At 64.5% G+C, this 24,230-nt stretch carries 21 protein-coding genes; 13 read left to right on the top strand and 8 right to left on the bottom strand.

Translation table 11 applies throughout. The features are described from left to right. Positions 1-177 precede the first annotated feature (177 nt). Positions 178-1,278: a patatin-like phospholipase family protein gene (locus ACFUOZ_RS11755; protein ID WP_377548194.1), complete on the bottom strand. Its 1,101-nt coding sequence runs from the start codon at positions 1,276-1,278 to the stop codon at positions 178-180. A 386-nt stretch (positions 1,279-1,664) separates the two neighbouring features. Here ACFUOZ_RS11755 and ACFUOZ_RS11750 point away from each other — a divergent pair, with 386 nt between their 5' ends. The 3 genes from ACFUOZ_RS11750 to ACFUOZ_RS11740 all read left to right on the top strand — a co-directional run bounded on the left by ACFUOZ_RS11750 (position 1,665) and on the right by ACFUOZ_RS11740 (position 6,271). Further along, positions 1,665-1,952 carry an HU family DNA-binding protein gene (locus ACFUOZ_RS11750; RefSeq protein ID WP_011776355.1) on the top strand — a complete coding sequence of 96 codons (288 nt, stop codon included), beginning with the start codon at positions 1,665-1,667 and terminating at the stop codon, positions 1,950-1,952. Positions 1,953-2,075: 123 nt separating this feature from the next. Beyond that, positions 2,076-4,298 carry a cytochrome c oxidase assembly protein gene (locus ACFUOZ_RS11745; RefSeq protein ID WP_377548192.1) on the top strand — a complete coding sequence of 741 codons (2,223 nt, stop codon included), beginning with the start codon at positions 2,076-2,078 and terminating at the stop codon, positions 4,296-4,298. Continuing rightward, the gene (locus tag ACFUOZ_RS11740; RefSeq protein WP_377548190.1) at positions 4,298-6,271 is read left to right on the top strand and encodes an NHL domain-containing thioredoxin family protein; all 1,974 of its coding nucleotides are present in this window, start codon (positions 4,298-4,300) and stop codon (positions 6,269-6,271) included. The genes ACFUOZ_RS11745 and ACFUOZ_RS11740 overlap by 1 nt, the downstream gene beginning before the upstream one ends. 128 nt (positions 6,272-6,399) lie before the next feature. Here ACFUOZ_RS11740 and ACFUOZ_RS11735 read toward each other — a convergent pair whose 3' ends face one another. From ACFUOZ_RS11735 to ACFUOZ_RS11720, 4 genes are all read right to left on the bottom strand, one after another. Beyond that, the gene (locus ACFUOZ_RS11735) at positions 6,400-7,392 is read right to left on the bottom strand and encodes a hypothetical protein (protein ID WP_377548204.1); all 993 of its coding nucleotides are present in this window, start codon (positions 7,390-7,392) and stop codon (positions 6,400-6,402) included. A gap of 71 nt (positions 7,393-7,463) precedes the next feature. Continuing rightward, entirely contained in the window at positions 7,464-9,197 is a 1,734-nt protein-coding gene (locus ACFUOZ_RS11730; protein ID WP_377548188.1) for a helicase HerA-like domain-containing protein, read from the bottom strand. Between the two features lie 9 nt (positions 9,198-9,206). Beyond that, positions 9,207-9,725 (bottom strand): GNAT family N-acetyltransferase, encoded by a 519-nt coding sequence (locus ACFUOZ_RS11725; protein ID WP_377548186.1) that lies wholly within the window; start codon positions 9,723-9,725, stop codon positions 9,207-9,209. A 57-nt stretch (positions 9,726-9,782) separates the two neighbouring features. Beyond that, on the bottom strand, positions 9,783-11,735 hold the full coding sequence (locus tag ACFUOZ_RS11720; RefSeq protein ID WP_377548183.1) for an FAD/NAD(P)-binding protein: 1,953 nt from the start codon (positions 11,733-11,735) through the stop codon (positions 9,783-9,785). Positions 11,736-12,022: 287 nt separating this feature from the next. Here ACFUOZ_RS11720 and ACFUOZ_RS11715 point away from each other — a divergent pair, with 287 nt between their 5' ends. From ACFUOZ_RS11715 to ACFUOZ_RS11680, 8 genes are read left to right on the top strand one after another with little or no spacing between them, the layout of a single operon-like run. Next, entirely contained in the window at positions 12,023-12,988 is a 966-nt protein-coding gene (locus ACFUOZ_RS11715) for an amino acid ABC transporter permease (RefSeq protein ID WP_377548180.1), read from the top strand. Further along, positions 12,985-13,908 (top strand): amino acid ABC transporter ATP-binding protein, encoded by a 924-nt coding sequence (locus ACFUOZ_RS11710; RefSeq protein WP_377548178.1) that lies wholly within the window; start codon positions 12,985-12,987, stop codon positions 13,906-13,908. Before ACFUOZ_RS11715 ends, ACFUOZ_RS11710 begins: the two co-directional genes overlap by 4 nt. Positions 13,909-13,917: 9 nt before the next feature. Further along, positions 13,918-14,925 (top strand): ABC transporter substrate-binding protein, encoded by a 1,008-nt coding sequence (locus ACFUOZ_RS11705; protein ID WP_377548176.1) that lies wholly within the window; start codon positions 13,918-13,920, stop codon positions 14,923-14,925. Then, a complete protein-coding gene (locus ACFUOZ_RS11700) occupies positions 14,922-16,088 on the top strand; it encodes an LLM class flavin-dependent oxidoreductase (RefSeq protein WP_377548173.1) in 1,167 nt (388 codons plus the stop codon). Before ACFUOZ_RS11705 ends, ACFUOZ_RS11700 begins: the two co-directional genes overlap by 4 nt. Beyond that, a complete protein-coding gene (locus ACFUOZ_RS11695; protein WP_377548171.1) occupies positions 16,072-16,893 on the top strand; it encodes a DUF1684 domain-containing protein in 822 nt (273 codons plus the stop codon). Before ACFUOZ_RS11700 ends, ACFUOZ_RS11695 begins: the two co-directional genes overlap by 17 nt. Beyond that, positions 16,890-17,942 (top strand): LLM class flavin-dependent oxidoreductase, encoded by a 1,053-nt coding sequence (locus ACFUOZ_RS11690; protein WP_377548169.1) that lies wholly within the window; start codon positions 16,890-16,892, stop codon positions 17,940-17,942. Before ACFUOZ_RS11695 ends, ACFUOZ_RS11690 begins: the two co-directional genes overlap by 4 nt. A gap of 8 nt (positions 17,943-17,950) precedes the next feature. Continuing rightward, positions 17,951-19,294 (top strand): NtaA/DmoA family FMN-dependent monooxygenase, encoded by a 1,344-nt coding sequence (locus ACFUOZ_RS11685; RefSeq protein WP_377548167.1) that lies wholly within the window; start codon positions 17,951-17,953, stop codon positions 19,292-19,294. Continuing rightward, positions 19,294-19,473: a hypothetical protein gene (locus ACFUOZ_RS11680; protein WP_377548164.1), complete on the top strand. Its 180-nt coding sequence runs from the start codon at positions 19,294-19,296 to the stop codon at positions 19,471-19,473. Before ACFUOZ_RS11685 ends, ACFUOZ_RS11680 begins: the two co-directional genes overlap by 1 nt. Before the next feature lie 19 nt (positions 19,474-19,492). Here ACFUOZ_RS11680 and ACFUOZ_RS11675 read toward each other — a convergent pair whose 3' ends face one another. The 3 genes from ACFUOZ_RS11675 to ACFUOZ_RS11665 form a co-directional block, all read right to left on the bottom strand. Then, positions 19,493-20,698 (bottom strand): FG-GAP repeat domain-containing protein, encoded by a 1,206-nt coding sequence (locus tag ACFUOZ_RS11675; RefSeq protein ID WP_377548161.1) that lies wholly within the window; start codon positions 20,696-20,698, stop codon positions 19,493-19,495. Between the two features lie 72 nt (positions 20,699-20,770). Then, entirely contained in the window at positions 20,771-21,211 is a 441-nt protein-coding gene (locus ACFUOZ_RS11670; protein WP_377548159.1) for a GNAT family N-acetyltransferase, read from the bottom strand. A 23-nt stretch (positions 21,212-21,234) separates the two neighbouring features. Next, complete coding sequence (locus tag ACFUOZ_RS11665) at positions 21,235-22,116, bottom strand: helix-turn-helix transcriptional regulator (RefSeq protein WP_377548156.1); 882 nt, start codon at positions 22,114-22,116, stop codon at positions 21,235-21,237. A gap of 116 nt (positions 22,117-22,232) precedes the next feature. Here ACFUOZ_RS11665 and ACFUOZ_RS11660 point away from each other — a divergent pair, with 116 nt between their 5' ends. Together ACFUOZ_RS11660 and ACFUOZ_RS11655 are read left to right on the top strand one after the other, a co-directional pair. After that, positions 22,233-23,120, top strand: a complete 888-nt coding sequence (locus ACFUOZ_RS11660) for an aldo/keto reductase (protein ID WP_377548153.1) — start codon at positions 22,233-22,235, stop codon at positions 23,118-23,120. A gap of 102 nt (positions 23,121-23,222) precedes the next feature. Beyond that, on the top strand, positions 23,223-24,152 hold the full coding sequence (locus ACFUOZ_RS11655) for a threonine/serine dehydratase (RefSeq protein ID WP_377548150.1): 930 nt from the start codon (positions 23,223-23,225) through the stop codon (positions 24,150-24,152). The last annotated feature ends 78 nt before the right edge of the window (positions 24,153-24,230 follow it).

The raw sequence follows: 24,230 nt of genomic DNA, 5'->3' as shown, positions 1-24,230 counted from the left end.
GCTAAGACCCACAGCGCCGATGGTACTGCACCCGGGAGGGTGTGGGAGAGTAGGACACCGCCGGACAACCATTAGGTCGAGACCCCCCAACCCACACCAGGTTGGGGGGTCTCCCACACTCAACACCACAAACACACGAAAAGGCCTCCCCACAAGGAGGCCTTCGGCTTTTAATGACTAACCCCAAAAACCACCCAGCTCATCGGCCAAGGACAGCCCTTGTTCGTACCCGGCCCGGGCGGCTGCTGGGCGGAGCGACAGGTCCATTGCGTTGACCCCGAACATGTATTCAGAGTCGCTGTCCGGGACAATGGTGCGAACCTGGCTTCCGCTGCTCTGGAGCGCCACTACCTGGGTCTGCAGATCCATTCCCCATTCACGAGGCGTCCGTGTCCGGCCGCCGAACGGCGAAAGCACCAACACCCTGGGATAGCCGGCCGCAAGGTCGGCGTTCTCCGCATTGGTGCGGTATCCGCCGTCGATGTATTGGTCGTTGCCGATGCTGTAGGCGAAGCCGCTGGCACAGCTGGCGGCCACGGCATCCACCAAGTCCACTCCACTCTGGCGGTCGAAGACCACCGGTTCTCCGGTGTTGGCGTCTACCGCTGTGAGAAGCACTGGCCGTTCCGGCCACTGCTGTTGGGGCAGGCGCCCCGCTACGGTGGCCCTCCACCTTTTGCTGGCCCCGTCCATGGCTGCTGCCATGTCGCGCGCTGCAGCACCCAGGCGGCGGCGCATGTCGGCCATGTCCATGGAGGCGTCCAGGATCTTACCTGTCCGCTCCATATGGTCAGCCACGGGTCTCGCCTGCTGCTGCGGCGAACCGTCCCGCCCAGAACCGTCCCGCCCAGAACCGTCCAGCCCAGAGGCGGCCACCCCAGAACCGTCCAGCCCTGAACCGTCCAGCCCGGAAGCCGCCGGCCCAGAAGCGGCCGGCCCCGGCCCCACGCCCGCTGGTGCACGGGAGGGGAGGGAAACCGGAGCAAGAGCGGCCTCCAACAATTCGGCTGGTTCGGCGCCAGCGAGCTGGGCCGCCGCAGTGGACCCGGCAGAGGTGCCGACCGTCAGGTCCGCGCGGGTGGCGTCCACGCCGCCGTCGTAAAGTCCTGCGACGATGCCGATGAGCCAGGCGTTGCCTGTAGACCCGCCGCCGCCAAGGACCAAGGCCCGCTCACCCCGGGGAATGCGCAAAGAAGCGTCAATTGTCGGCTGTATCTGTGCTGTCCTCGATGGTTCCCGGAACGGGTGGGCTGGCAGCGGAGAAGTTGATGTGTTCATGGGAGTTGCCTTTCGCGAAATGCGTCTCAGGCGCTCCCAGGAGCGGCTTGCTCAGCCGCGGGATCGTGGACTGCAGGGAGCGCCCACTGTGGATACCGCCTTCATGGGTCTCACCTCCAGTCTGAAGTTCATGATTGTTCGAAGCTCACGATCACCGGAAAACTACCACCCAGGAGGGGCGCTGTGCAACGGTAGTTCGAGGGCAGGGTACGCCAAGGGCTTAAAGGGCTCCTAAAAACCCCTCAAATCCGGTGATTTTGGTCAAAAAGGCGCGGAAACACGCGGAATTTGCTGGCCAAGGCAGCCCAAGCTGGTAAGTTTTCGAACAGTGGCTTGCTCGCATTCCGCTTGAAAGCTCAAAAACGTATGAGTCCAGGAGGACGTAAATGGCTAAGAACCGTAGTGAACTCGTTGCAGAGGTAGCAGGCAAGGCTGGCACCAGCCAGGCAGCAGTCAACTCCGTGCTCGATGCACTGTTCGAAGTTTTCGAGACTTCTGTCGCCGCTGGCGAGAAGATCACCATCCCGGGCTGGCTCGCCGTTGAGCGCACCGACCGTGCAGCCCGCACCGGCCGCAACCCGCAGACCGGCGAAACCATCCAGATCGCAGCAGGCCACAGCGTCAAGCTGACCGCTGGCTCCAAGCTGAAGGCAGCTGTCGCCAAGAAGAAGTAACTTCTTCGGCACACGCCTTGAAAGGGCGGCAACCTGTTGGTTGCCGCCCTTTCTTCTTTGAGTTAATGCACATAGCGCACCTTTCGATTCGCAGCCCGGCGACAGGTAGCGGACAATGGATAGGTGCCATCAGCAAGAAGTTCCGCAACTGCCCCTTCGTCTTCTCCCAAGCCGGGATTGCGGAGAGGCCCTACAGCCGTGGGTATTTCACTTCCCTGGCAATTGGCGGGATTGGCAGTTCTGTTCCTCACTCTTGCTGGCGCGTTGATCTTCTCCGGAGCCTCGGCAGCCCGCCAGGTTTCCGACCCCGGAGCCTTGGTCAGATGGGGACTTCCGTTTGCCAAGGCCATCCACAACGTCTCGGTAGCCACCGTAATCGGCGGCCTGATCTTCGCCGTAGGCATCCTGCCAAAGAACCTCGGCGGATCCCGCTCGCGCGAGAAGGACGCTGACGCTCCCGAGCATCCGGCGTTTGCCAGGGCCCTCGCGTTGGCCGCTGCAGCAGGCGCCGCGTGGACGTTGTCCGCAGTGGCAGTCCTCGTCCTGACATACGCGGACGTCGCAGGCCAGTCGCTGTCCGGTGATGCCGAGTTCACCCGTTCGTTGGTTTACTTCATGACCGACATCGAAACCGGCAAAGCCTGGCTTGCCGTAACGATTATCGCCGCCGTGGTCACCACAGCCCTGTTCGGGGTCCGATCTTTGACCGGCCTGGCGTTTACGCTCTTGCTCGCGTTGATCGGGTTGATCCCCACCGCACTCATCGGCCACTCCTCGAGTTCAAGCGACCACGAAGGCGCCATCAATTCCCTGGGCCTGCACTTGGTGGGCGTCTCCACGTGGGTTGGCGGCATCATCATGCTGGCGGTCCTGTCGGGACTCCTTACCGGCTCACGTCAGGCGGGGACTGCGGACATTACAGAGCAGACCCTCCGGCGTTTCTCCTCCTTGGCAGGCTTCGCTTTCGTCCTGGTGTTCGCTTCGGGTGTCATCAATGCGGCCATCCGGGTCACCAACCCCGCAGACCTGTTCGGCTCGTCCTACGGGCAACTGATCGTGGCCAAGTCCCTGGCCACCTTGGTGCTGGGCGGCATCGGCTTCATGCACCGCCAGTGGGTCATCCCGCAGCTTGGGAAGAACGGCTCAATGTCTGCCCGCCGGGTGCTGTGGCAGTTGGTTTTGGTTGAGCTGCTGGTGATGGGCGCGACGTCGGGACTCGCCGTTGCCCTCGGACGCTCGGCTCCGCCGCAGCCGACCACCTACGCCCCTGATGCCTCGCCGTCGTTCATCCTGTCCGGGTACGAGCTCCCACCGGAACTGACCCCTGCCCGCTGGCTGACCGAATGGCGTTTTGATTGGCTGTGGGTCGGAGTGGCCTTGTTCGGTGCCGTCTCCTACATCATGGGTATCGTCAAGATCCGTCGCCGCGGAGATCGATGGTCTGCCTTCCGGACAGTGAACTGGATGATCGGGCTGGTGGTCCTGACCTACATCACGTCGGGCCCACCCGCTGTCTACGGCCGGGTGCTGTTCTCCGCGCACATGGTGGACCACATGGCCCTCACCATGGTTGCGCCCATCTTCCTGGTTCTCGGCGCTCCCGTAACCCTGGCGCTGCGCGCGCTGCCCTCCCGTGGTGAGGGTGCCCATGGTTCCCGTGGCTTGCGCGAGTGGCTGCTGCTCTTCGTGCACTCCCGGTTCTCGCAGGTGGTTACGCACCCCCTGTTCGCGGCCGCAAATTTCGCGGGCTCCATCGTCTTGTTCTACTACTCGGACCTTTTCGGCCTGGCTATGCGCGAGCACGTCGGTCACGAGCTCATGAACCTTCACTTCCTGCTGACCGGATACATCTTTGTCCTCAGCATGATCGGCAGTGATCCTTTGCCTCGTCGCGCGCCGTATCCGATGCGCTTGCTGCTCCTCCTGGCAACCATGGGATTCCATGCCTTCTTCGGAGTGTCCATCATGGGCGGCACCGGTCTGCTCGCGGCAGACTACTTCGGCAACCTGGGCCGTGCCTGGGGTCCCACGGCCCTCGGAGACCAGCAACTGGGCGGTGCAGTGGCCTGGGGCATTGGAGAAATTCCCACGCTCCTGGTGGCCATCGGGGTGGCGATCATGTGGTCCCGGTCGGACGAACGGGAGAAGCGCCGCGTGGACCGCGCGGCCGACAGGAATAACGACGCCGATCTCAGTGCTTACAACGATATGTTTGCCCGGCTGGCTGAGCGTGATGCCAAGCTGTCGGGCCGCACAGCCGGGGCCACATCCGCAGCCCCGGCTGCGCGCCCCACGAACGACAATTCCGGGCAGAGTGACCCGAACACCAAGCTGGAAGGACGCTGATGAGCGAATCCGTACGTACCCAACACCGGGTCCGGGCCTCCGAACTTGAGGGCCGCGGCTGGCTCAATACGGGTGGTAAGTCCCTGGATCTGGAGTCCCTGCGCGGCAAGATCGTGCTGCTCGATTTCTGGACCTTCTGCTGCATCAACTGCCTGCATGTGCTCGATGAGTTGCGCCCCCTGGAAGAGAAGTACTCGGACGTCCTTGTCACTGTCGGCGTGCACTCGCCCAAGTTCGAGCATGAAGCAGACCCCGTCGCTTTGGCATCGGCTGTTGAGCGCTACGAGATCCACCACCCGGTCCTGGACGACCCCGAACTCGCCACCTGGAAGGCGTACACGGCACGCGCGTGGCCCACGTTGGTAGTGGTGGACCCCGAGGGGTACATCGTCGCCCATCTTTCCGGTGAGGGCCACGCAGACGGCCTCGCCGTCCTGCTCGAAGAGCTCGTCGCCGAACACGAAGCGAAGGGGACCCTCCACCGCGGTAATGGTCCGTACGTAGCCCCGGAGCCGACGTCGGGCACGCTGCGGTTCCCCGGCAAGGCAACCCAGCTCGCCAACGGCAATTACCTGGTAGTGGATTCCGGTCATCACCGTCTGGTGGAGTTGCGCCCCGACCTGGAAACCGTCGAGCGCGTGATCGGGTCCGGAACCAAGGGCTACCTGGACGGGCAATCCGAAATTGCACAGTTCAACGAACCCCAGGGCGTGACTTTGCTGCCGTCCGAACTTGCCTGGAAGCTCGGCTACGACGCCGTGGTGGCAGACACCGTCAACCACCGTCTCCGTGGTGTGACACTCAGTTCCGGTTACGTCCAGACGATCGCCGGCAACGGCGTGCAAAGGCTCCTGGACACCGGCCCCGCCCGTGTCACCGATTCCGGTGCCGGTACCTGGTCCGAACACCACGACGACGGCCCGGCTGACTTCGCCGGGGACGCCGTGGATGTCGGAGCGCTGGGCCGGGGCACCGAGGTTTCGCTGTCCTCCCCGTGGGATGTGGTCTGGAGCGAAAAGCTGCAGAAGGTTGTCATCGCGATGGCCGGCACCCACCAGATCTTTGCCTTCGACCCGTTGGCCAACGAGGTCTCCATCCTCGCTGGCTCAGGTCTCGAAGGCTTGCTGGACGGCAAAGCCGAGGAAGCCTGGTTCGCCCAGTCCTCGGGCTTGGCGATCGACGGCGAAGACAACATCTGGGTAGCCGACTCGGAGACCTCATCCCTGCGCCGCCTGGTCATCAGCGATTCCGGCGTCACGGTGGAAACCGCTGTGGGCAAGGGCCTGTTCGATTTCGGTTTCCGTGATGGCGAGGCTTCCGAAGCGCGCCTGCAGCACCCCCTCGGTGTGACGGTGTTGCCGGACAACTCCGTGGCTATTGCTGACACCTACAACGGTGCCGTGCGCCGCTACGATCCCGCGAGCAAGTCCGTCTCCACACTGGCGAGGGGCCTTGCCGAGCCGAGCGACGTCGTCGTGGTCCAGGTCGAAGGCAGCGATCCGCTGCTGGTGGTGGTCGAGTCGAACAAGCACCAGCTGGTCCTGGTGCCGATCCCCAAGGAAGCCCTCCAGGTGGACGAAGGCGCCTCGCAAACGCAGCGTCCCAAGAGCCCGGTGACCCCCGGGACACTCGAGCTCGCGGTGCGCTTCAAGGCTCCCACCGGCCAGAAGCTCGATGACCGTTGGGGCGACCCCACCCAGATGAAGATTTCCTCCACCCCGCCTGAGTTGTTGGTTTCGGGCGGCGGGACTTCGGTGGGTCTCCTGCGGACGCTCGAACTCTCGGCGGATGTTCCCGAGGGCATCCTGCACATCACAGCCCGCGCGGCCGCGTGCGATGGACCCGAAACTGAAGACGGCGAGATCCCGGACCATGCTGCATGCCACCTGTATCAGCAGGACTGGGGCATTCCCGTGGTCCTGCAGGCCGATGGTGAGTCCGAGCTGGTGCTGGACCTGCGCGGTATGGACTAAGGCGGCATAACCAAGCCCCGTGAGAAGGGCCCGGTTCCTCCCCAAAGCGGGGCAGGAGCCGGGCCATTCCGGTTTATTCAGCGACCTTATGCAGCGATGCTATGCAGTGGCTCTTGGCAGCGACGTGGCTAGAACGTCAGCAAGGGCGTGACCGTCACCGTGTCGTCTTTGATGTCCAACTGTGTGGTGAAACTGAAGTCGTGCTCCACGTTGAGGTCGTTCACGAGTCCCGTAAAGAGATTGACCTCCCTGGCCGTCAAGGTGGCCTTGCCGTTCAAGGGCGCGACAACCCATCTGCCGCTGAACGGCTCGATGGTGATCTTGGGGTACTCCGTAATGGCCCACTTGATGGTTCCGTCCACTACCCGGGCGTTGCTGACATGGTAGAACGGGCAGTCTGGCTGCAGGCGCTGCTGCTCGGTTGCCTGGGCCGCGCAGGTGTCCAGGAACTCGCGGACCTTGCCTGCAACGGCGTCGTTCATGGCCTTGGTGGAACGGGTCTGCAGGTTCAGGGGTGCCTGCCCGCCGTCGCGTGTTGCCACCAGCGCAGATGTTGCGGGGGCTTCAAAGTAGGTCCCGTTCAAGCTGGCTTCGTACTTGCCCGGGAAGAACACCGCGAACGTGTTGCGACCGTTGGGCATGTTGACGGGCACACCGTTGAGGGTGGCTTCGCTGGAGTTCACCACGGTGACGTCAATGGTGGGCAGAGTGGTGGGAACGAACGCCCACTTGGCAAAGAAAAGCCATTGGGTACCGGTCCGTTCCATGAGGAACTCAGTGTGTAGGCGGCTGCCGTCCAAGGTGTAGTCAACCGGCACCGAAACCCTGCTGCTTCCGCGGGCCTCGGGGTTTCCAAGTTTCACGTCGGACAGCTTGGAGGCGGCGGTTTGAAGGGCAGTTCCGTCCAGCATGGCAGCGTTGGCGCTGGGCACCTTGGCGCGCAGCAGCCCGAGTGCTTCTTCACCGTTTCCGTCCTGGAGCGCCCGGAAATACTCCTTGACCGGCTGCTGCGGACTGGCCACGGAGGAGCTCACCAGGTTGATGGAGACGATCGCTCCGGCGGCAGCGAGCATCAGACCGAGCAGCCATCCGGCTGCGGTCCTAACGAACGCTTGACTCAACTGCACGCCCTTTACGTTACCTGCCGCAGCAGCCCCCGCCGTGCAGGAGGTACGGGTTGTGACGGCTGGGACTAGCGTCGGCGACGTGAGGATGTGCCGAAAACTCCGCGCATAAGGTCCCGGCCGAGCTGGGTCCCCATGGACCGGACCATGCTCTTGAGGCCCCCGCCCAATGCTCCGCCGAGTGCCCCTGCGATGTCACCGAACATGCTGTCCTGTGAAGTCTGTTGCGGAGCAGGGACGGGTGCCGGCGCGGGAGGTGCCGGGAACGAACCGGGCGTGGACGACGCAGGACGCGAACTGGGCCGTCCGAGGATTTCTTCCTCGATCCGTCGCGCTTCAGCGTCAATGTCCGCTTGGGAGGTTCCGGCTGTGGAGCGCGCTGAGGCCGGGGAGCCCGCCGAAGACGGGACCGGTGGCTGGCCCGGCGCGGCATCCCCGGTGGGCGCTGCTGTCTTGCCGTTGAGTTTCTCGTACGCCGAAAGGTTGTCCACTGCTGTTCCGTACTTGGCCAGGAGGGACGAGGCAGCAATAGTGCTCTTGATGAGGTCATCAGTACTGGGGCCCATGACGGATTCCGGCGCTCGGAGCCGGGTCAAGGCGACGGGCGTCGGCGCACCCTTCTCATTCATGACAGTGATGACGGCCTCGCCGATGCCGGCCGACGTGAGGGTCTCTTCGAGGTCGTAGTCACTCACCGGGAAGGTGGACACGGTGGCTTTCAGGGCCTTGGCGTCCTCGGGTGTGAAGGCGCGAAGGGCGTGCTGCACGCGGTTGGCCAATTGGCCCAGGACGTCCGCCGGAACATCCTTGGGGGTCTGGGTGACGAAGAAGATGCCCACGCCCTTGGAACGGATGAGCCGGACGGTGGTGGTGATGGCTTCAAGGAAGGCCTTGGATGCGTCGTTGAACAGCAGGTGGGCCTCGTCCAGGAAGAACACCAGCTTGGGCTTGTCGAGGTCGCCTGCCTCAGGGAGTTCCTCGAAAAGGTCGGCCAGGAGCCACATGAGGAAGGTGGAGAAGAGGAGTGGCTTGGTTTGCAGGGTGGGCAGTTCCAGGCAGCTGACCACACCGCGGCCGTCCGGTGCCGTGCGGAGCAACTCGGCGGTATCGAATTCGGGTTCGCCGAAGAACTTCTCCATGCCCTGCGCTTCGAGGCCGATCAACTCACGCAGGATCACCCCGGCTGTGGCCTTGGACAGCCCGCCCAGTTCGGCGAGTTCGGCTTTGCCTTCGTCCGAGGTAAGGAACTGGATGACGGCGCGGAGGTCCTTGAGGTCGATCAGTTCAAGGTTCTTCTGGTCCGCGAAGTGGAAGATCAGCTGGAGGCTGGACTCCTGGGTGTCGTTGAGGTCCATGATGCGGGAGAGCAGGATGGGCCCGAACGAGGTGATGGTGGCGCGGACCGGGATGCCGTTGCCGTCTCCGCCCAGGGAAAGGAATTCCACCGGGAAGTTCTTGGCCTGCCAGTCCTGTCCGAGCGCAGACGTACGTGCCGCCAGCTTCTCACTGCCAGTGGCCGGCGTCGCCAAACCGGAAAGATCACCCTTGATGTCCGCGAGGAAAACCGGGACACCCGCCGTCGAAAGTTGTTCGGCGATCATGTGCAGCGTGACCGTCTTGCCGGTGCCCGTTGCGCCGGCCACCAGGCCGTGCCGGTTCATCATGGCGAGCGGCAGGCGGACCTGGGCTTCCTTGTGGACTTCACCGTCCACAATTGCTGCACCGAGCTCTATGGTGGCCCCCTCCAAGGTGTAACCCTGTTGGATGGTGGCGAGTTTTTCCGCAGTGGTTTTCTTGGCCATGCGCATAGCTTAGCTGGGCTTGGCAAGATCCTTGCTGAACGCCAAATGCTTGATGTCCTCGGGGTCGGCGGCGAGGTCGAACAGGGCTTTGTACCCGGTGGCGAGGTAGAGGTTCTTGGCCTCCGGTTGCCTCGGTCCGGTGGTCAGATAGAGCTTCCGGTAGCCGCGACGGCGTGCCTCGTTTTCGAGTTCTGCCAGGACCAACCGGGCCAGACCGCGCCTGCGATGCGCCGAGTGGGTCCAGATCCGCTTGAGCTCGGCAGTGTGCTCGTCGTAGCGGCGGAAGGCGCCCCCGGCAACGGATTCGCCGTCTTCCTGGATGATGATCAATGCGCCATGGGGAGCCGCAAATTCTTCGGCCGGGTAGCGGTTCAGTTCCTCCGAGGCGCCTTCGCTGCTGAACAGGTCCCCGTAGCGCGTGTTGTATTCAATGGCGAGCTCGTCCAGCAGCGGCTTCACGCGGGGGTCCCGCATGGGCAGGCTGAGGACGGTAAGGCCCGACGGCGGCCGGGTTGGGGTTGAGGTCATGGCTTGCCTTTCGTTCGTGGCACCCAAGTAGGTAGCAGTAGATGTCGTATTGAGCGCTCAATACGACGTTAACTGCGACTCAGTTGGGCGGGCGGTGGTCAGGGACTCCAGGATCCTGCGGGCCAGGGCATCGTTCTCCCGGAAGGGGGCTGCGTTGGTGTTCGGACGTGCGAACGCTCCCGCGCCCCAGCCCGAGGTCCAGGGACCCACCGCGAACAAACCCTGCTGTGGGCTTCCAACCGGTGAGAGGACCTCGAAATTCCCGGAAACCAGGAGCTTGCCGGTCGAGTGTGTGCCCTCGGAGGTGAGCAGCCGCTGTTCGGTGCCCCAACCGGCGTCGTGCAGGTCCGCCAGGGCGGGGTTCGCGGAACGTTCCACGGAAGCGGCCGGCAACCTCGCCTCAATGTAGGCCGCCGCATCCACCACCACCGGCGACTGGAACGAACCGGCCACGAATCGGCCCAAGGACTCATCAGCGCGTACCCACATGCCGGGGCCAAGGAATTTGAGGAGTCCGGCCCGGTGGAGGGCCAGCATCTCGCGGAGACGGTGCGACGGCGGCCCCGAGTCCACGAAACTGAAGAAACCGTGCCACCAGCCGTGGATGGACTGCTGGGACCGGGCATTCAACCGTTCCTGCGGGACCAGCCGGCCAAGGTCCATGTACACGTACAGCAAAGCAGTGAACAGGGCCAGGGTTTCGGAATGGTCAGGTCCGGTGCGCAGGTCGAGGTCCCGTTGGATGTAGGCAGTGACGGCCCGCTGGACTGCCTCGTGGTCGGCGAAGGCGCAGCCGCTGAGCGGGTGGTCCAGCTTTTCCAGGTCAAGACGCAGGGCAGCATCGGGGACTGATACGGCCACCAGTTCCTCGCGGAGTGCGCTGTACCAGTCGAGGGCATCGAAGCGGGCCTCGAAGTCGGCCCAGGAGCCCAGGACCCGCTCCGGGTAGCCGGTGAAGAGCTCGCGGTAGTAGGCGTGGCCCGCGTCCTTGGCGATCAGCGGCCACAGGTGCGCCCGGAAATCGAGTTCCTGGTGCTCAGCGAGCAGGGCGTCGATGGCTGCTGCGGTGAAGTACCGCGGACGGTCAACGGGCGTGCGCAGGGTGGAGGAAATCTTCGAGTGGTACGGGACGCCGCGCCGTGACCCTGCCCAGAGCCGCGGCTCGGCGCCGGAGGGCACGTAGTCGAGTCCGCCGTCGGGCCTTTCCTCGAAGCGGCCGCCCCGGCCCTCGAACAGCAGCACCAAAAGGTCAACGAACGCCAAGCCCATGCCGGACACGATCACATCCTGCCCGGGGCCTATGGCGGAATAGTCAACATCGGTGGTGTACGACGGCGGCGCATGGAACCCGCCGTGCCGGGCGGCGAATTCGCTGTGCCGGACGGACTCGGGGTCAACAACGGAGTCGGTGTGGCCCAGCGCGTACACCACGACGTCGGCGACCACCTCGGCGCCCGAGGCCAACCGCACGCGGTGCGGACCGTCGTCGTGCCTGCCTTCAGTGGCGGCCGAAACGGCGGAGGCGGGCGATACGCCCGTGGCGGTGTCCTGGTGGACCGTTACCGTGACCTCGGGGCCGAGGGCGGTGACTGCCCGGCCAAAGAACCATTCAAGGTACTTGCTCTGGAGCTGGCGTGTGGGAAACGACGCAGGGGTCAGTTCGCGCAGCTGGACCAGCAGGTGCGGCTCCAACGTAGGGACGTCGCGGATGGTGCCGTCCAGGACGCCGGCGGCCCAGGCGGAAAGTCCGGGACCCTGCACGGAGGGGCCATCGCAGGTGACGGACTCATCGGTGAACATGGTGACGTCCCCGGCGGTGGAGTTCAGCAGCAGGCCCGGGCTCTGGTCATAGCGCCAGATCCGTCCCGAACCGGGCTGATGGGGTTCAATCACGTGGATGTCCAAGGGGCCGTTGAACAGGTCCGGGCGGTTCGCGGCGAGTCGTTCCAGGACTCCGGCCGTGCGCGGACCGCCGCCAATGAAGGCGATGGCGGGAACTCGTGGCGGCATGGGATCTCCTGGAATGCAGTGGTTGGTGATGCCCAATCTAGGGACTCCCGGACGTGCCGGTCGAGGAGCGGGTAACCGCCGTTCACCACACGTCACGAGCCGTTAACCGACGCAAAACTGCGACTCATACGACGTTTCGTGACGACGATTGTGACGCCCCAAGAACTCCGGCGAAGCCCCGGGAAGTCCAGTGAAGAAGTGCAAATACCCGCCTTGCTGGAGGCTCTGGCACGCCCATAGATTGGCAGCCATCCGATAGAGAACAACCAACTGAAATGAGGTGGCGCATGAGTGCAATCGCACCGCCTGCCACGGCGGACACAGCACCGCCCACCCCGGATTACTCCGAGTACAAGCTGGTGCCCGCCCGGCATCCCTGGCGTTGGGTGGGGACGGTGGTGGTCGCCGCCGGTGTAGCCGCGATCGCCTGGTCCCTTGTCACCAACCCCCGCTGGGAGTGGGGCGTTGTGGCCCAATGGTTCACGGCGCAGTCAGTGGTCGCCGGCCTTGTGGAGACACTCAAGCTCACTGCCATCTCCGGTGTCCTTGGCTTCGTGCTCGGCTTCATCCTGGCCCTCATGCGTCTGTCCGCATCGCCGTTGCTGGTTTCGGTCTCCTGGACGTTCTCCTGGATTTTCCGGTCGACCCCGCTGCTGGTCCAGCTCCTGCTCTGGTACAACCTCGGCTACCTGTACGAGAAGATCAGCCTCGGCATTCCGTTCACGGACGTCCGCTTCTTCGAGGCCCAGACCACCACGTTGATCAGCCAGTTCGCTGCAGCCGTCCTGGGCCTGACGCTGAACCAGGCCGCGTACTCCGCGGAGATCATCCGCGGCGGCATCCTCTCCGTGGACCAAGGCCAGCTCGAGGCAGCCTCCGCTCTGGGCATCCCGGCCTGGCAGCGCAATACCAGGATCATCCTGCCCCAAGCCATGCGCGCCATCCTTCCCAATGCCTTCAACGAGATCATCGGCCTGGTCAAGGGCACCTCGATTGTGTATGTCCTGGCCTACTCCGAGCTGTTCTACACCGTTCAGGTCATCTACAACCGTACCCAGCAGGTGCTGCCGCTGCTCCTGGTGGCGACGCTTTGGTACGTGGTCATTACCTCGGTGTTGAGCGTTTTCCAGTACTACATCGAACGCCACTTCTCCAAGGGCGCTGTCCGGAACCTGCCGCTGACCCCGCTGCAGAAAGCGCGGAAATTCTTCGCAAGCCATGCTCCCGCCTCGACCACGAAGGACGCCCGATGAGCATCATCGCCGCACGCAAGCAATCCACGACGACGGCGGCACAGGCTGCCGCTGAAACGCAGGCCGCCGCTTCGGCCGGGACAGCTTCAGCCGGGACAGCTCCGGCGGGCACTGCCACAGCGGCTGTGCAGCCGGCCGCCACGCGCGGACAAGTCGACATCACCAACGTCCGCAAGTCCTTCGGTGCCACCGAGGTCCTCAAGGGAGTGTCCCTCTCGGTTCCCCCGGGCGGTGTCGCAGTGATCGTGGGCCCGTCCGGCTCCGGCAAGTCCACCCTGTTGCGGACCATCAACCACCTGGAAAAGGTCGACGGCGGCTACATCACCATCGACGGAGAACTGGTGGGCTACGAGGTCCGCGGCAACAAGCTCCACGAACTGCGCGAGAAGGACATCCTCAAGCAGCGCACGAACATTGGCATGGTGTTCCAGAACTTCAACCTGTTCCCGCACCTGACGGCGCTGGAGAACGTGGCTGAGGCGCCGATCGTGGCGCAGGGCCGTTCCAAGCCCGAGGCACGCAAGCGCGGACTCGAACTCCTGGACCGCGTGGGCCTGAAGGACCGTGCCGATGCCTACCCCCGCCAGCTTTCCGGTGGGCAGCAGCAGCGTGTGGCGATTGCCCGGGCGCTGGCCCTTGACCCGAAGATCCTGCTCTTCGACGAGCCCACTTCCGCTCTCGACCCGGAGCTGGTCAACGAGGTCCTCGATGTCATCCGGGAACTCGCCACGTCAGGAACCACCCTCATTGTGGTGACCCACGAGATGGGCTTTGCCCGGGACGTCGCAGACACGGTGGTGTTCATGGATGACGGTGTGATCGTCGAATCCGGCTCACCCCAGGACATTTTTGCCAACCCCCGCGAAGAACGTACCCGCAGCTTCTTCTCCCGAGTCATCGAACCGGCTTTCAACATCTAGGACCCCTTCATGCTTCGTACCACCCGCTCCACCACCATCCGTTCCACACGCAAAACCAAGCTCCTGGCGCTCGCGGTGCTGCCCGCCGTCGTGCTTCCTGTCCTGGCCGGGTGCTCCGATCCCGGAGCGTCGGCAGCCAAGTCGGAATCCGAAGCCGCCAAGAACGGCATCGTCTACAACACCTCCGTGGACCAGAACCGGATCCGTGGGGAAAAAGATGCAACCGCCGCGGCTGCCGTTCCCGCTGCCATCGCCAAGGACGGCAAGCTGACCGTAGCCACCACCGCGGGCTCGATCCCGCTGTCCTTCCACGCCACGGACGACAAGACCCCGATCGGCGTCGAGGTGGACATCGCCCAGCTGGTGGCCGACAAGCTCGGCCTGGACCTGGACCTGCAGGTGACATCCTGGGAGAACTGGCCGCTGAAGACGCAGTCCGGTGACTTCGAGGCCGTGTTCTCCAACGTGGGCATCAACGCCGCACGCGTGAAGCTGTTCGACTTCTCCACCTACCGTGCGGCCTTCATGGGCTTCGAGGCAAAGAAGAGCTCCAGCTACGACATCAAGGGCTCGGACGACATATCGGGCCTCAAGATTTCCGTCGGTTCCGGCACCAACCAGGAAAAGATCCTGCTGGCCTGGAACAAGGAACTCGAGGCAAAGGGCAAGGCCCCGGCCACGCTGCAGTACTACTCCTCCGACGCCGACACCATCCTGGCGCTCTCCTCCGGCCGCACCGACCTCAACCTTGCACCGTACCCATCCGTGACGTACCGCGAGAACACCCGTGACGACCTCAAAGTGGTGGGCAAGGTCAACGCCGGCTGGCCGTCCGAAACCCTGGTGGCAGCCACCACGCTGAAGGGCAACGGACTGGCCCCGGCCATCACCGACGCCTTGAACTCCACCATCAAGGACGGCTCCTACGCCAAGGTCCTGCAACGCTGGGGCCTCTCCGAGGAAGCCGTCCCCGAATCCAAGACCGTCACCGAAGCAAACTTTGGAACGGGCAAATGAAATTCCAGGTCCTGGACATCATTCCCCACCTGAAGAACCCGGTTACGGGGGAGATCGTCTCCACTGCTGACCGCCTCAACCAGGTGGTGGAGACGGCCCGCCGCGCGGAGGAACTCGGTTTCGACAGCTTCTCCGTCGGTGAACGCCACGCCGGCGAGTTTGTCTCATCGTCCCCGACGACGGTCCTCGCCGCGATCGCTGCCGTCACCAGCCGCATCCGCCTCCAGACCGGGGTCACCGTGCTCTCCGTCCTGGATCCGGTGCGGGTGGCCGAGGACTACGCCACGATCGACCAGCTCAGCCGTGGCCGCCTCGAACTGGTGATCGGCAAGGGCAACGAAGTACTGCAGTACCCGCTCTTCGGACTTTCGCTGGATGACCAGTGGGACCTTCTGGCCGAGAAATACGCGCTGCTCCGGACCCTGTGGCGCAAGGAAAGCGTTACCTGGTCCGGTCGCTTCCGGCCCGCCCTCGCTGAACCAACGACGACGACGCCGCGCCCCTTCGCGGGGTCCCCGCGGATTTGGCACGGCTCGGCTACAACCCTGACGTCGGCTGCGCTCGCCGCCAAGTGGGGCGATCCGCTGTTCACGGCCAACGCGATCCAGCCCCGGGAAAACTACAAGGTCCTGATCGACCACTACCGCGAGGAATACGAACGCCACGGCCACGATCCCCGGCACCAGTACCTCGGATCGGGCAGCGGGGCAGGCGGGGTATTCATCGCGGACACCACGCAGGAGGCCATCCGCCAGTACGGTCCCGTCTATGAGGGCCTGACCGCCGGCCGCAACGTCCCCGGCAACAACTCGCCGTTCAGGGACATCGAGCACGCAGTCGCCGAGGGACCTGCCCTGGTGGGAAGCCCGGAACAGGTCATCGACAAGATCCTCAGCTACCACTCGCTGTACAACCACGATCTCCAGTCGATCTCCTTGCCCACCACCTTGCCCTTCGGGAAGCAGCTGGAAATCCTGGAGCGGTTTGCCCTGGAAGTCATCCCGGCCGTTCGCGCGGCCGCCCCCACCACGTTGTGGGAGTCCGGGGACCCGTTCGGTGGCCGTCCGGAATTCGCCGGGGCCACCGAACCGGACGCAGCAGCAACCGTCACCGCCGACCACGCCTTCAACAGGACGGACAATGCCAATGTCTACGCACACTGAAACCGCGCTCGAAGCCTTCGACGAGGAATGGCAGGAGTGGCACGCAGCCCACGAACGCCACCGCGCCCACCCGCACGGCTTCCTGGCCGTCACACACCTCCACTGGCTGACCACTGAACCGACCCGGCTGGAAGGCGCGCCGGGCACCTGGAGCGCGGACGCCGACGTCGTACGTGTTGATCTTGAGCCGGGCGAAATCCTGCTGCAGGACGACCAGGAGCTGAAAGGAAGCATCCAGCTCGGCCCGATCGCGGAGCGGGGCGGCATCAACCTGGTGTCGGGGGACACCGTGATCGAGGTAGCGAAGCGTGGTGGCGAGTACATCGTGCGCCCGCGGAACCCATCGAACGCGCTGCTTCAGGAGTACCAGGGCACGCCCGCGTACACCCCGAATGCGGCGTTCGCCGTGGCCGGAACCTTTGTCCCGTTCGAGGCGCCGCGCGAGACCACGGTGGGGGCCGCCGTCGAGGGCATCCAGCACGTTTACGAAGCCCCCGGGGAAATCCGGTTCAAGCTTGCCGGGCAGGAGCTCGCACTGACCGCGTTCAACGGGTACGCCCCTGGCTCGCTCTCTGTGCTGTTCACGGACCAGACTTCCGGAAAGACCACCTACGCGGCGAACCGCTCGCTGTCCGTGACGCCTGCCGTTGACGGAACCGTGACGCTGGACTTCAACCGCGCGGTCAACCTGCCGTGCGCCTACACGGACCTCGCGACCTGCCCGCTGCCGCCTGCCGAAAACCGGCTGCCCGTGGCCATCGAAGCCGGCGAAAAGATTCCCTACGAACGTCAGGACCAGAAGTGACCATCTCCCACACGCCAGGATTCCTGGCCATCGAACTGGACGGGGCCGGATACCAGGACCTCGCCGGGGCTGTCCTCGCTGCGGAATCCGCCGGCTTCCATGTAGCCACGTTCCAGGACGCACCCCGCGCCGGACGCGCCAATGCCCTCCAGCGGGCCGCGTTCGCCGGGCCGATCACGCGGACCATCGCTGTGGTTCCGGAAGTGGACACCGTTTACACGGAGCCGTTCCACATTTCCACGCAGCTCGCCAGCCTGGATTACGTCTCCGGAGGCCGTGCCGGGTGGATTGCAACCGCAGAGGAGTCACCTGAGGCCGCTGCCGCCGTCGGACGCTCTTTTGTCTCCGGTGAGGCACGCGCGCAGGAAGCCGCGGCGTCCATCGAAGTGGGCCGGCGTTTGTGGGACTCCTGGGAGGACGACGCCGTGATCCGCGATGTTGCCACGGGCCGCTACCTGGACGTCGACAAGCTTCACTACGCGGACTTCGAAACCCCTGCCGATTTCGCCGGCACGCCGTATTCGGTCAAGGGACCGTCCATCATTCCAAGGCCCCTGCAGGGACAGCTGCCCGTGCTGGCCGCCGCGTCCCTGGTGGGCGAAGGGCTGGTGCCGGTCGAGGCTGTTGACGCTGTTCTGGTGTCCGCGCCCACGCCCGAGCTGCTGACCGCCGAGATCCGCGATGTCCGTGCACGGCTGGGCGGTTCGGTGGCCGTTGTTGCCGAGCTCGACGTCGTCCTGGACGCGCGCGGGCAGGCTGCGGAAGCCCGCGTGGCCTCTTTGCCGGAAAGTGGACGGGCACGTTACGCCGGACCGGCTGCGGGACTAGTCGAGCTGCTGGACGATTTGCTGGGCGAAGCCGACGGCATCCGTCTGCACCCCGCTGCCGTGGACGTGGATCTTGAGGAACTTTCCCGTCTTGTCCTTCCCGAGCTGCGTCGCAGCGGTTCGCTGCGCGGACCCCTCCAGGATGGAACGTTCCGCGACCTGCTGGGCCTGGGACCGGCGCAGAACCGCTACGCAACCACCGCCTCCGGAACAGGAAATTAAGGACCACCATGACACGCGACATTTTCCAGCCGAGCGGCCAGATCCAGTTCGGCATCTTCTTCCAAGGCGTTAATTCGGGCACAGTCTGGAAGGCAGCCGAATCCGGTTCCCAGACAGACTTCGAATCGTTCCGCCACATCGTTCAGACCGCCGAACGTGGCAAATTCGCTGCCTTCTTCCTGGGCGAAGGGCTGCGGCTTCGCGAACACCTGGGGCGTCCCCATGCGCTGGATGTGGCAGGTCGGCCCGATGCTCAGACCATGCTCGCCGCCTTGGCGTCGGTGACGAAGAACATCGGCCTGGTGGCCACCCAGAACACCACCTACAACGATCCGGCGGACCTGGCACACCGTTTGTCCTCGCTGGACCTGATCTCCGGTGGCCGGGCGGCATGGAACGTGGTGACTACGGACAACGCCTGGACCGGGGCCAACTTCCGCCGCGGCGGCTATCTGGACCATGCCGACCGCTACAAGCATGCAGAAGCTTTTGTTGAGACGGCCAAGCGGATCTGGGACTCGTGGGAAACGGCGTCCGGACCCGCCCGGCCTGTGCTCCACGAAGGCCAGCACTACACCGTGGACGTGACTCCCCGCCTGCCGCGCAGCGCCCAGTACCGTCCCGTGCTCTTCCAGGCCGGCGACTCACCCGAGGGTCGTGACTTCGCCGCCCGGCAAGCGGACGTTATCTTCTCCGCACACCCCAAGTTCGATGATGCCGTGGAGTTCCGCCGCGACATCGTTGCCCGATCGGTGGCAGCAGGCCGCGGTGCCAACGCCGTGCAGATCATGCCTGCCAGTGAATTCATCCTCGCGGCCACCCCGGAGGAGGCAGAGGAGAAAAAGGCCTGGGTCCGGAGCCTGCAGATCGGGCCCCAGCAGGCCATCGCGTACCTGGAGCAATTCTGGGGCCGTGAGCTTTCCTCCTACGACCCCGATGGTCCGCTTCCGGAGATCGACCCCGTGGTGGAAGAAACATCAGAGACGCGCGGCAGCGGATTCCACGGTGCCAAGGCCCGCCAGCTGGCAGACCAATGGCGTGCCGAGGCCAAGGACAAGGGGCTCTCCATCCGCCAGTTCGTCACGTCCAAGACTGCACGCATCGACTCCACGTTCACTGGCTCCTACTCGGCGGTGGCCGACCACCTCGCCGAGTACGCCCGCGTCGGTGCTGTGGACGGTTTCAATATCTCGCCGTGGCTCATCCCGACGGGCCTGGACGACATCGTGAACCACCTGGTCCCCGAGCTCCAGGAACGCGGTGTCTACCCCACGGATTACCGAGGCACTACGCTGCGCGAAAACCTTGGCCTTGAAACCCCGGTGCGCTCCGAAGAGTCAGTGCAGGTCTGATGAAGAGGCTGGAATATTCTGCTGGATCATTCCCCACGGACGGGAACGAAGCCCCGGAATCACGGGGGCTGTTTCCGCTGCTCCTGGCGATGATCCAGCAGAATTTCACGGCTGGTCCGGCTGATGAGGAACACGGAACCGTCGCGTTGCAGCTCACGGTGTTGGGGCAGCCACTCTAGGGTGTCCTTCCGGTGAGGGCTACAGCAGTTCCCGGAACACGTTCCAGCGGTTGCCGACAGGCCCGTATGGCCCATACAGCGCTGTGGTGGCCGCGCCCGTGGAGTAGAGCACAAGATCGCCGTTCTGGTTGATGGCCACAAGGTTGTTGTACTTCTGATGGGCGAAACTGCCCAAGCCGGAGACATCCAGGAAAGTGTTCCAGCCACCGCCCATGAAGGCGGGGACGCCCCATCCTCCTTGGCCGTCGGTGGGGTACAGCTGGAGGCCGCCGTTGTGGTCCCGTCCGAAGATCTCAACCGTGCCGTCGCCGTTCATGTCGCCGCTGGTGATGATCTTGTCCATGACCTGCCAGCCCCAGCCCACCTTGGACGGCGCGAGCCAGCCTCCTTGGCCGTCGCCGGGGTAGAGGTAGAGATCGCCGCCGGGAGTTCTGGCCAGGACATCATTGGTTCCATCGCCGTTGAAGTCGCCCGGGCCCACAATCGAATCAAAGATGTTCCATCCCGAACCGACCTGCCGGGTAGGGAGCCAGCCACCTTCGCCGTCGCCGGGATAGAGGAACAACTGGCCGGCGCCGTTCCTGGCGAGGAGATCATTGAACCCGTCGCCGTCGAAATCACCGGGCGAGAAAACGATGTTGAACATGTTCCAGCCCGCGCCCACTTGCCGGGGCTCGTCCCATGAACCCCAGTACGCGGGGCAAGGACCTTCGCAGGAGCCCTTGTAATAGGTGTAAGTCCGCGGGTACAGGATGAGCCTGCCGTCATGAGTCCGTGCCAGGGGTTCGAAATTGCCCCGCCCTGTCCAGCCCATGGCCCTGGAGGAGGCTTTGATGGTGGCGGTCTCGGGGCTGAGCTGGGTGCCGGTGGGGCAGCCGGGTTCACCGGGAGTCAAGGGATGGACCCGCACGGAGATGCGGCTGCCCAGGTCCTCGGGCAGGATCCGCAAGGTTTCGCCTTGCCTCTCCTGGGGGAGAGTTTCGCCGTCCCGCAGCCACTCCAAGGAGATGCCGTCGCCGGAGCCGTCAGGATTCTTGCAGCCCCAGTAGTCGTAGTTGTACTGGCGGCGCATTTCGGAACCGACATACGGAACCCCGTCGATATACGGAGTGGGTTGTGAGTCTGCCCTGGCCGGTCCGGCGCCCAGCAGGCCGGACGCCAAGAGACCCGCTGTCAATGCGATGGTGCTTGCGTGCCTCAAAGCGCACGCTCGAAAGATCCCCATTTTTCCCCCCGGAAAGTGTCGCGTCGAAGCCGCGTGGTGTGCTGAGGTTACCGCATTCCGGTGCAGCTGTGGTCAGCTGTTGCCCGGAGCCACCATGAAGACATCGATCGCGTCCTCGGATTCGAGCGTGAAGCCGTGCCGCTCGTACAAGCGACGGGCAGGGCTACCTTGCAGCACATCCAGCCGGAAGGGCCGCTCGTCCACCGATGCAGCCATGACGTGGCGCAATACGGCCCCGCCAAGTCCCTTGCCCTGATGGGCGGGTGCGATGAAGAAATGTTCTATCCACCGGGCGTCCGGTTCAGGCCTGACAGCAATGACCCCGGCGTCGACACCATCTGAATGGATGATGTACGTGTGCTCCGGCTGGAAGGAGTTCAGGAAGCGCTCGCGGACACGGACGGGGTCGAAGCGATCAAGCCGTTCCAGATCAGGACGCATCACTACGGCACGGAGTTCGGCGATCCAGGCGGCGTCGGTGGCTGCGGCCGGGCGCAGGACAAAGTCAGGCATGGTTCAAGCGTAGGTGCTCCGGCTCAGCCCTTTTCCTCGACGGGAGCCTGCGCGCCGTCCCGTTGCGTAGCCACCCAACTGGCGAGCACCTTGAGTGCGTCCTCGGAGGGCGTTCCCGGATCTGCCGTGTACACGTTGATGCGCAGGCCGGGATCGGCCGCGAGCTCGAGCGCCTCGAAGCTTAAGTCCAGGTCCCCAACGACCGGATGGTACAGGTGCTTCCGGCCGGTCCGGTGGTACTTCACGTCGTGACGGGCCCATCTGATGCGGAATTCTTCGCTGCGGGTGGAGAGCTCCCCGATAAGGTCCGTCAGGTCCCGGTCATAGGGATTCTTCCCGGCAGTGGACCGGAGCACGGCAACGATGTCGTCCGCGCTGCGCTCCCAGTCAGCGAAGAACTGCCGGGCTTTCGGATTCAGGAACGTGAACCGGGCACTGTTCGGCGGCTTGGTTTCCTCGGCCATCAAGTCCATGTACAGCGCTGCGCCGAGTTCATTGGAGGCCAGGACATCGCCGCGGTCGTTGCGGACCCAGGCCGGCGCCGTCGTAATTGCATCGACGACGCGCTGAACGCTTGGCCGGACCGTGCGGGGGCTTCGCTTGCGACGCACGCGTGGAGCGGCGCCTGCCGCGCGGGCGAGGTCGAAAAGGTGGGCCGTTTCGGCGTCGTCAAGCTGTAAAGCGCGGCCGAGCGCCTCCAGGACGCTGTCCGACGCGCCGGAAAGATTCCCCCGCTCCAGCCTGATGTAGTAATCGATGCTCATCCCGGCAAGCATGGCCACCTCTTCCCGGCGGAGCCCGGCAACGCGGCGGTTCCCGCCGTAGGCAGGCAGGCCGGCGGCCTCGGGCGTGATCCGCGCCCTGCGCGAGGTCAGGAACTTTCGCACGTCGTCACTATGGGTCATGGCTGCAACGCTACGCTGGCGCGGCCCAAGGAGGGAGGGACTGCCAGTACTTGGGACGGCAGGGAGGTAATGGTGTGCACTCCCACCGGTGCGCTGCCGTCCCTAGCGTGGAGGGCATGAGCAAGCAACTAACCCTCAACAACGGAATCACCATGCCGGCGCTCGGCTTGGGCGTCTTCCAAAGCGCCCCGGAAGAAACGACGGCGGCAGTTCAGGCCGCGCTCGCGGCCGGCTACCGGCATATCGACACTGCGGCGGCCTACGGGAATGAACGGGAGGTTGGCGAAGGCATCCGCGCATCGGGCCTGGACCGCCGGGATGTCTTCATCGAGACAAAGGTCTGGGTCAGCGACTATGGCTACGATCAGACGCTCCATGCCTGGGACAAGGCCACCGGAAAGCTCGGGGTGGACTACCTGGACCTCTTTATCCTGCACCAGCCCGCTCCGGACCGTTTCGACCAGACAATCGCGGCCTACAAGGCGTTGGAGAGGCTGCTGTCCGACGGCCGTGTCCGGGCGATCGGGGTCAGCAACTTCATGCCACACCACCTCAAGGAATTGCTCGCTTCCACGGACGTTGTGCCGGCAGTGAACCAGATCGAGCTTCACCCCTACTTCACGCAGCCGGAGGTCCAGGCCGCCGACGCTGACAACGGAATCCTCACCCAGGCGTGGTCGCCGATCGGCGGGATCACCTTCTACCCGGGCTGGGGCGAGGCGCGGCAGAACGTGATGGAAGATCCTGCGATCGCTGCCATCGCACAGGCCCACGGGAAGACGCCGGCGCAGGTCATGATCCGCTGGCACCTCCAGCAGGGCCGCTCGGCCATCCCCAAGTCCACCAACCCTGCACGGATCGCGGAGAACTTCGACGTCTTTGATTTCGAACTCAGCGGCAGCGAACTGGAGGCCATCGACGGATTGGACCGCGGTATACGGAACGGGCCGGATCCGGACGTCGCCCGGCCTGAGCGCTTTGCCATGGTGATACCGGAAGCGTGACCGTAACTTAGAGATCCAGGCCATGGGGCCGCAATGAAGGATTGGGCGTGCCCGGAAATCCCCGCCAACCATAGGATGAACCTGACGAAAGGTGCAGCCACGATGGTCACACGCGAAGAAGTAGAAGCCGCCTACACTCGGACGGCTGGCTGGGTCCGGCACACGCCCCTCGCGGAAAGCGGAAACGGCGAGCCGTACAATCTTTGGTTCAAATGCGAGTACATGCAGCACACCGGATCCTTCAAGGCCCGCGGCGCCTTCAACCGGCTGCTCACCGCAAAAGAGAACGGTGAGCTCGATCCTGACGTGGGGATTGTGGTGGCCTCCGGAGGCAACGCTGGACTCGCCAACGCCTATACTGCGGCCAAGCTCGGCGTCCCGGCAACTGTTTTCGTTCCGGAATCCGCTCCGGCGAACAAGGTCCACAAGCTCTACGCCATTGGAGCCACTGTGGTCCAAGGCGGCGCCGAATACGCCGAGGCCTACGCAGCCGCCATCACCTTCGCCGAGGAGAAAGGCGCTGTCTACTGCCACGCCTACGACCAGCCTGAGATCGTGGCCGGCGCCGGCGGCGTTGGGCTTGAGCTTCTGGACGAACTGCCCGACGTCAATACCATCCTCGTCGCTGTGGGCGGCGGTGGGTTGATGGGCGGCATTGCGGCGGCAGCTGAAGGCCGGGCGCACGTTGTTGCTGTTGAGCCGGAAACGGTTCCCACCCTGCACACCGCTTTGGCGCAGGGGGAACCGGTGGATGTCGCGGTCTCCGGAATTGCAGCTGATTCCCTGGGTGCCCGCCGGGTGGGAGAGATCGGCTTTGGCGTGGCCCGCCGGACCGGGGTGGAGAGTGTGCTCGTGACGGACCAGGACATCGTGGATGCCCGGCGTGCCCTATGGGAGAAGCACAGGATCCTGGTGGAACACGGTGCTGCGGCAGCGTATGCCGCGCTGCTCTCGGGTGCGTACGCCCCGCGCGATGGTGAGACGGTCGCCGTCGTACTGTGTGGCGCGAACACGGACCCATCACAGCTCTGATTAAACCCAACTGGGTGACAGCAAACGGTCCAATGACGAGTCATTAGGACGTTTGCTGTCACCCAGTTGGGTGAGGGC

This window comes from Paenarthrobacter sp. NPDC057355, from assembly GCF_042667405.1.
Classification (GTDB): Bacteria; Actinomycetota; Actinomycetes; order Actinomycetales; family Micrococcaceae; genus Arthrobacter.
The sequence above is the reverse complement of the archived record's forward strand: the minus strand, read 5'-3'. Positions and strand labels throughout refer to the sequence as shown.

What these genes read in the sequence shown, in the direction of transcription:
- ACFUOZ_RS11665 (WP_377548156.1), bottom strand. Translation starts at nt 22,116, where the DNA reads ATGACCCATAGTGACGACGTGCGAAAGTTCCTGACCTCGCGCAGGGCG.
- ACFUOZ_RS11660 (WP_377548153.1), top strand. Translation starts at nt 22,233, where the DNA reads ATGAGCAAGCAACTAACCCTCAACAACGGAATCACCATGCCGGCGCTC.
- ACFUOZ_RS11750 (WP_011776355.1), top strand. Translation starts at nt 1,665, where the DNA reads ATGGCTAAGAACCGTAGTGAACTCGTTGCAGAGGTAGCAGGCAAGGCT.
- ACFUOZ_RS11695 (WP_377548171.1), top strand. Translation starts at nt 16,072, where the DNA reads ATGTCTACGCACACTGAAACCGCGCTCGAAGCCTTCGACGAGGAATGG.
- ACFUOZ_RS11700 (WP_377548173.1), top strand. Translation starts at nt 14,922, where the DNA reads ATGAAATTCCAGGTCCTGGACATCATTCCCCACCTGAAGAACCCGGTT.
- ACFUOZ_RS11685 (WP_377548167.1), top strand. Translation starts at nt 17,951, where the DNA reads ATGACACGCGACATTTTCCAGCCGAGCGGCCAGATCCAGTTCGGCATC.
- ACFUOZ_RS11725 (WP_377548186.1), bottom strand. Translation starts at nt 9,725, where the DNA reads ATGACCTCAACCCCAACCCGGCCGCCGTCGGGCCTTACCGTCCTCAGC.
- ACFUOZ_RS11680 (WP_377548164.1), top strand. Translation starts at nt 19,294, where the DNA reads ATGAAGAGGCTGGAATATTCTGCTGGATCATTCCCCACGGACGGGAAC.
- ACFUOZ_RS11670 (WP_377548159.1), bottom strand. Translation starts at nt 21,211, where the DNA reads ATGCCTGACTTTGTCCTGCGCCCGGCCGCAGCCACCGACGCCGCCTGG.
- ACFUOZ_RS11720 (WP_377548183.1), bottom strand. Translation starts at nt 11,735, where the DNA reads ATGCCGCCACGAGTTCCCGCCATCGCCTTCATTGGCGGCGGTCCGCGC.
- ACFUOZ_RS11715 (WP_377548180.1), top strand. Translation starts at nt 12,023, where the DNA reads ATGAGTGCAATCGCACCGCCTGCCACGGCGGACACAGCACCGCCCACC.
- ACFUOZ_RS11755 (WP_377548194.1), bottom strand. Translation starts at nt 1,278, where the DNA reads ATGAACACATCAACTTCTCCGCTGCCAGCCCACCCGTTCCGGGAACCA.
- ACFUOZ_RS11740 (WP_377548190.1), top strand. Translation starts at nt 4,298, where the DNA reads ATGAGCGAATCCGTACGTACCCAACACCGGGTCCGGGCCTCCGAACTT.
- ACFUOZ_RS11730 (WP_377548188.1), bottom strand. Translation starts at nt 9,197, where the DNA reads ATGGCCAAGAAAACCACTGCGGAAAAACTCGCCACCATCCAACAGGGT.
- ACFUOZ_RS11710 (WP_377548178.1), top strand. Translation starts at nt 12,985, where the DNA reads ATGAGCATCATCGCCGCACGCAAGCAATCCACGACGACGGCGGCACAG.
- ACFUOZ_RS11705 (WP_377548176.1), top strand. Translation starts at nt 13,918, where the DNA reads ATGCTTCGTACCACCCGCTCCACCACCATCCGTTCCACACGCAAAACC.
- ACFUOZ_RS11675 (WP_377548161.1), bottom strand. Translation starts at nt 20,698, where the DNA reads ATGGGGATCTTTCGAGCGTGCGCTTTGAGGCACGCAAGCACCATCGCA.
- ACFUOZ_RS11655 (WP_377548150.1), top strand. Translation starts at nt 23,223, where the DNA reads ATGGTCACACGCGAAGAAGTAGAAGCCGCCTACACTCGGACGGCTGGC.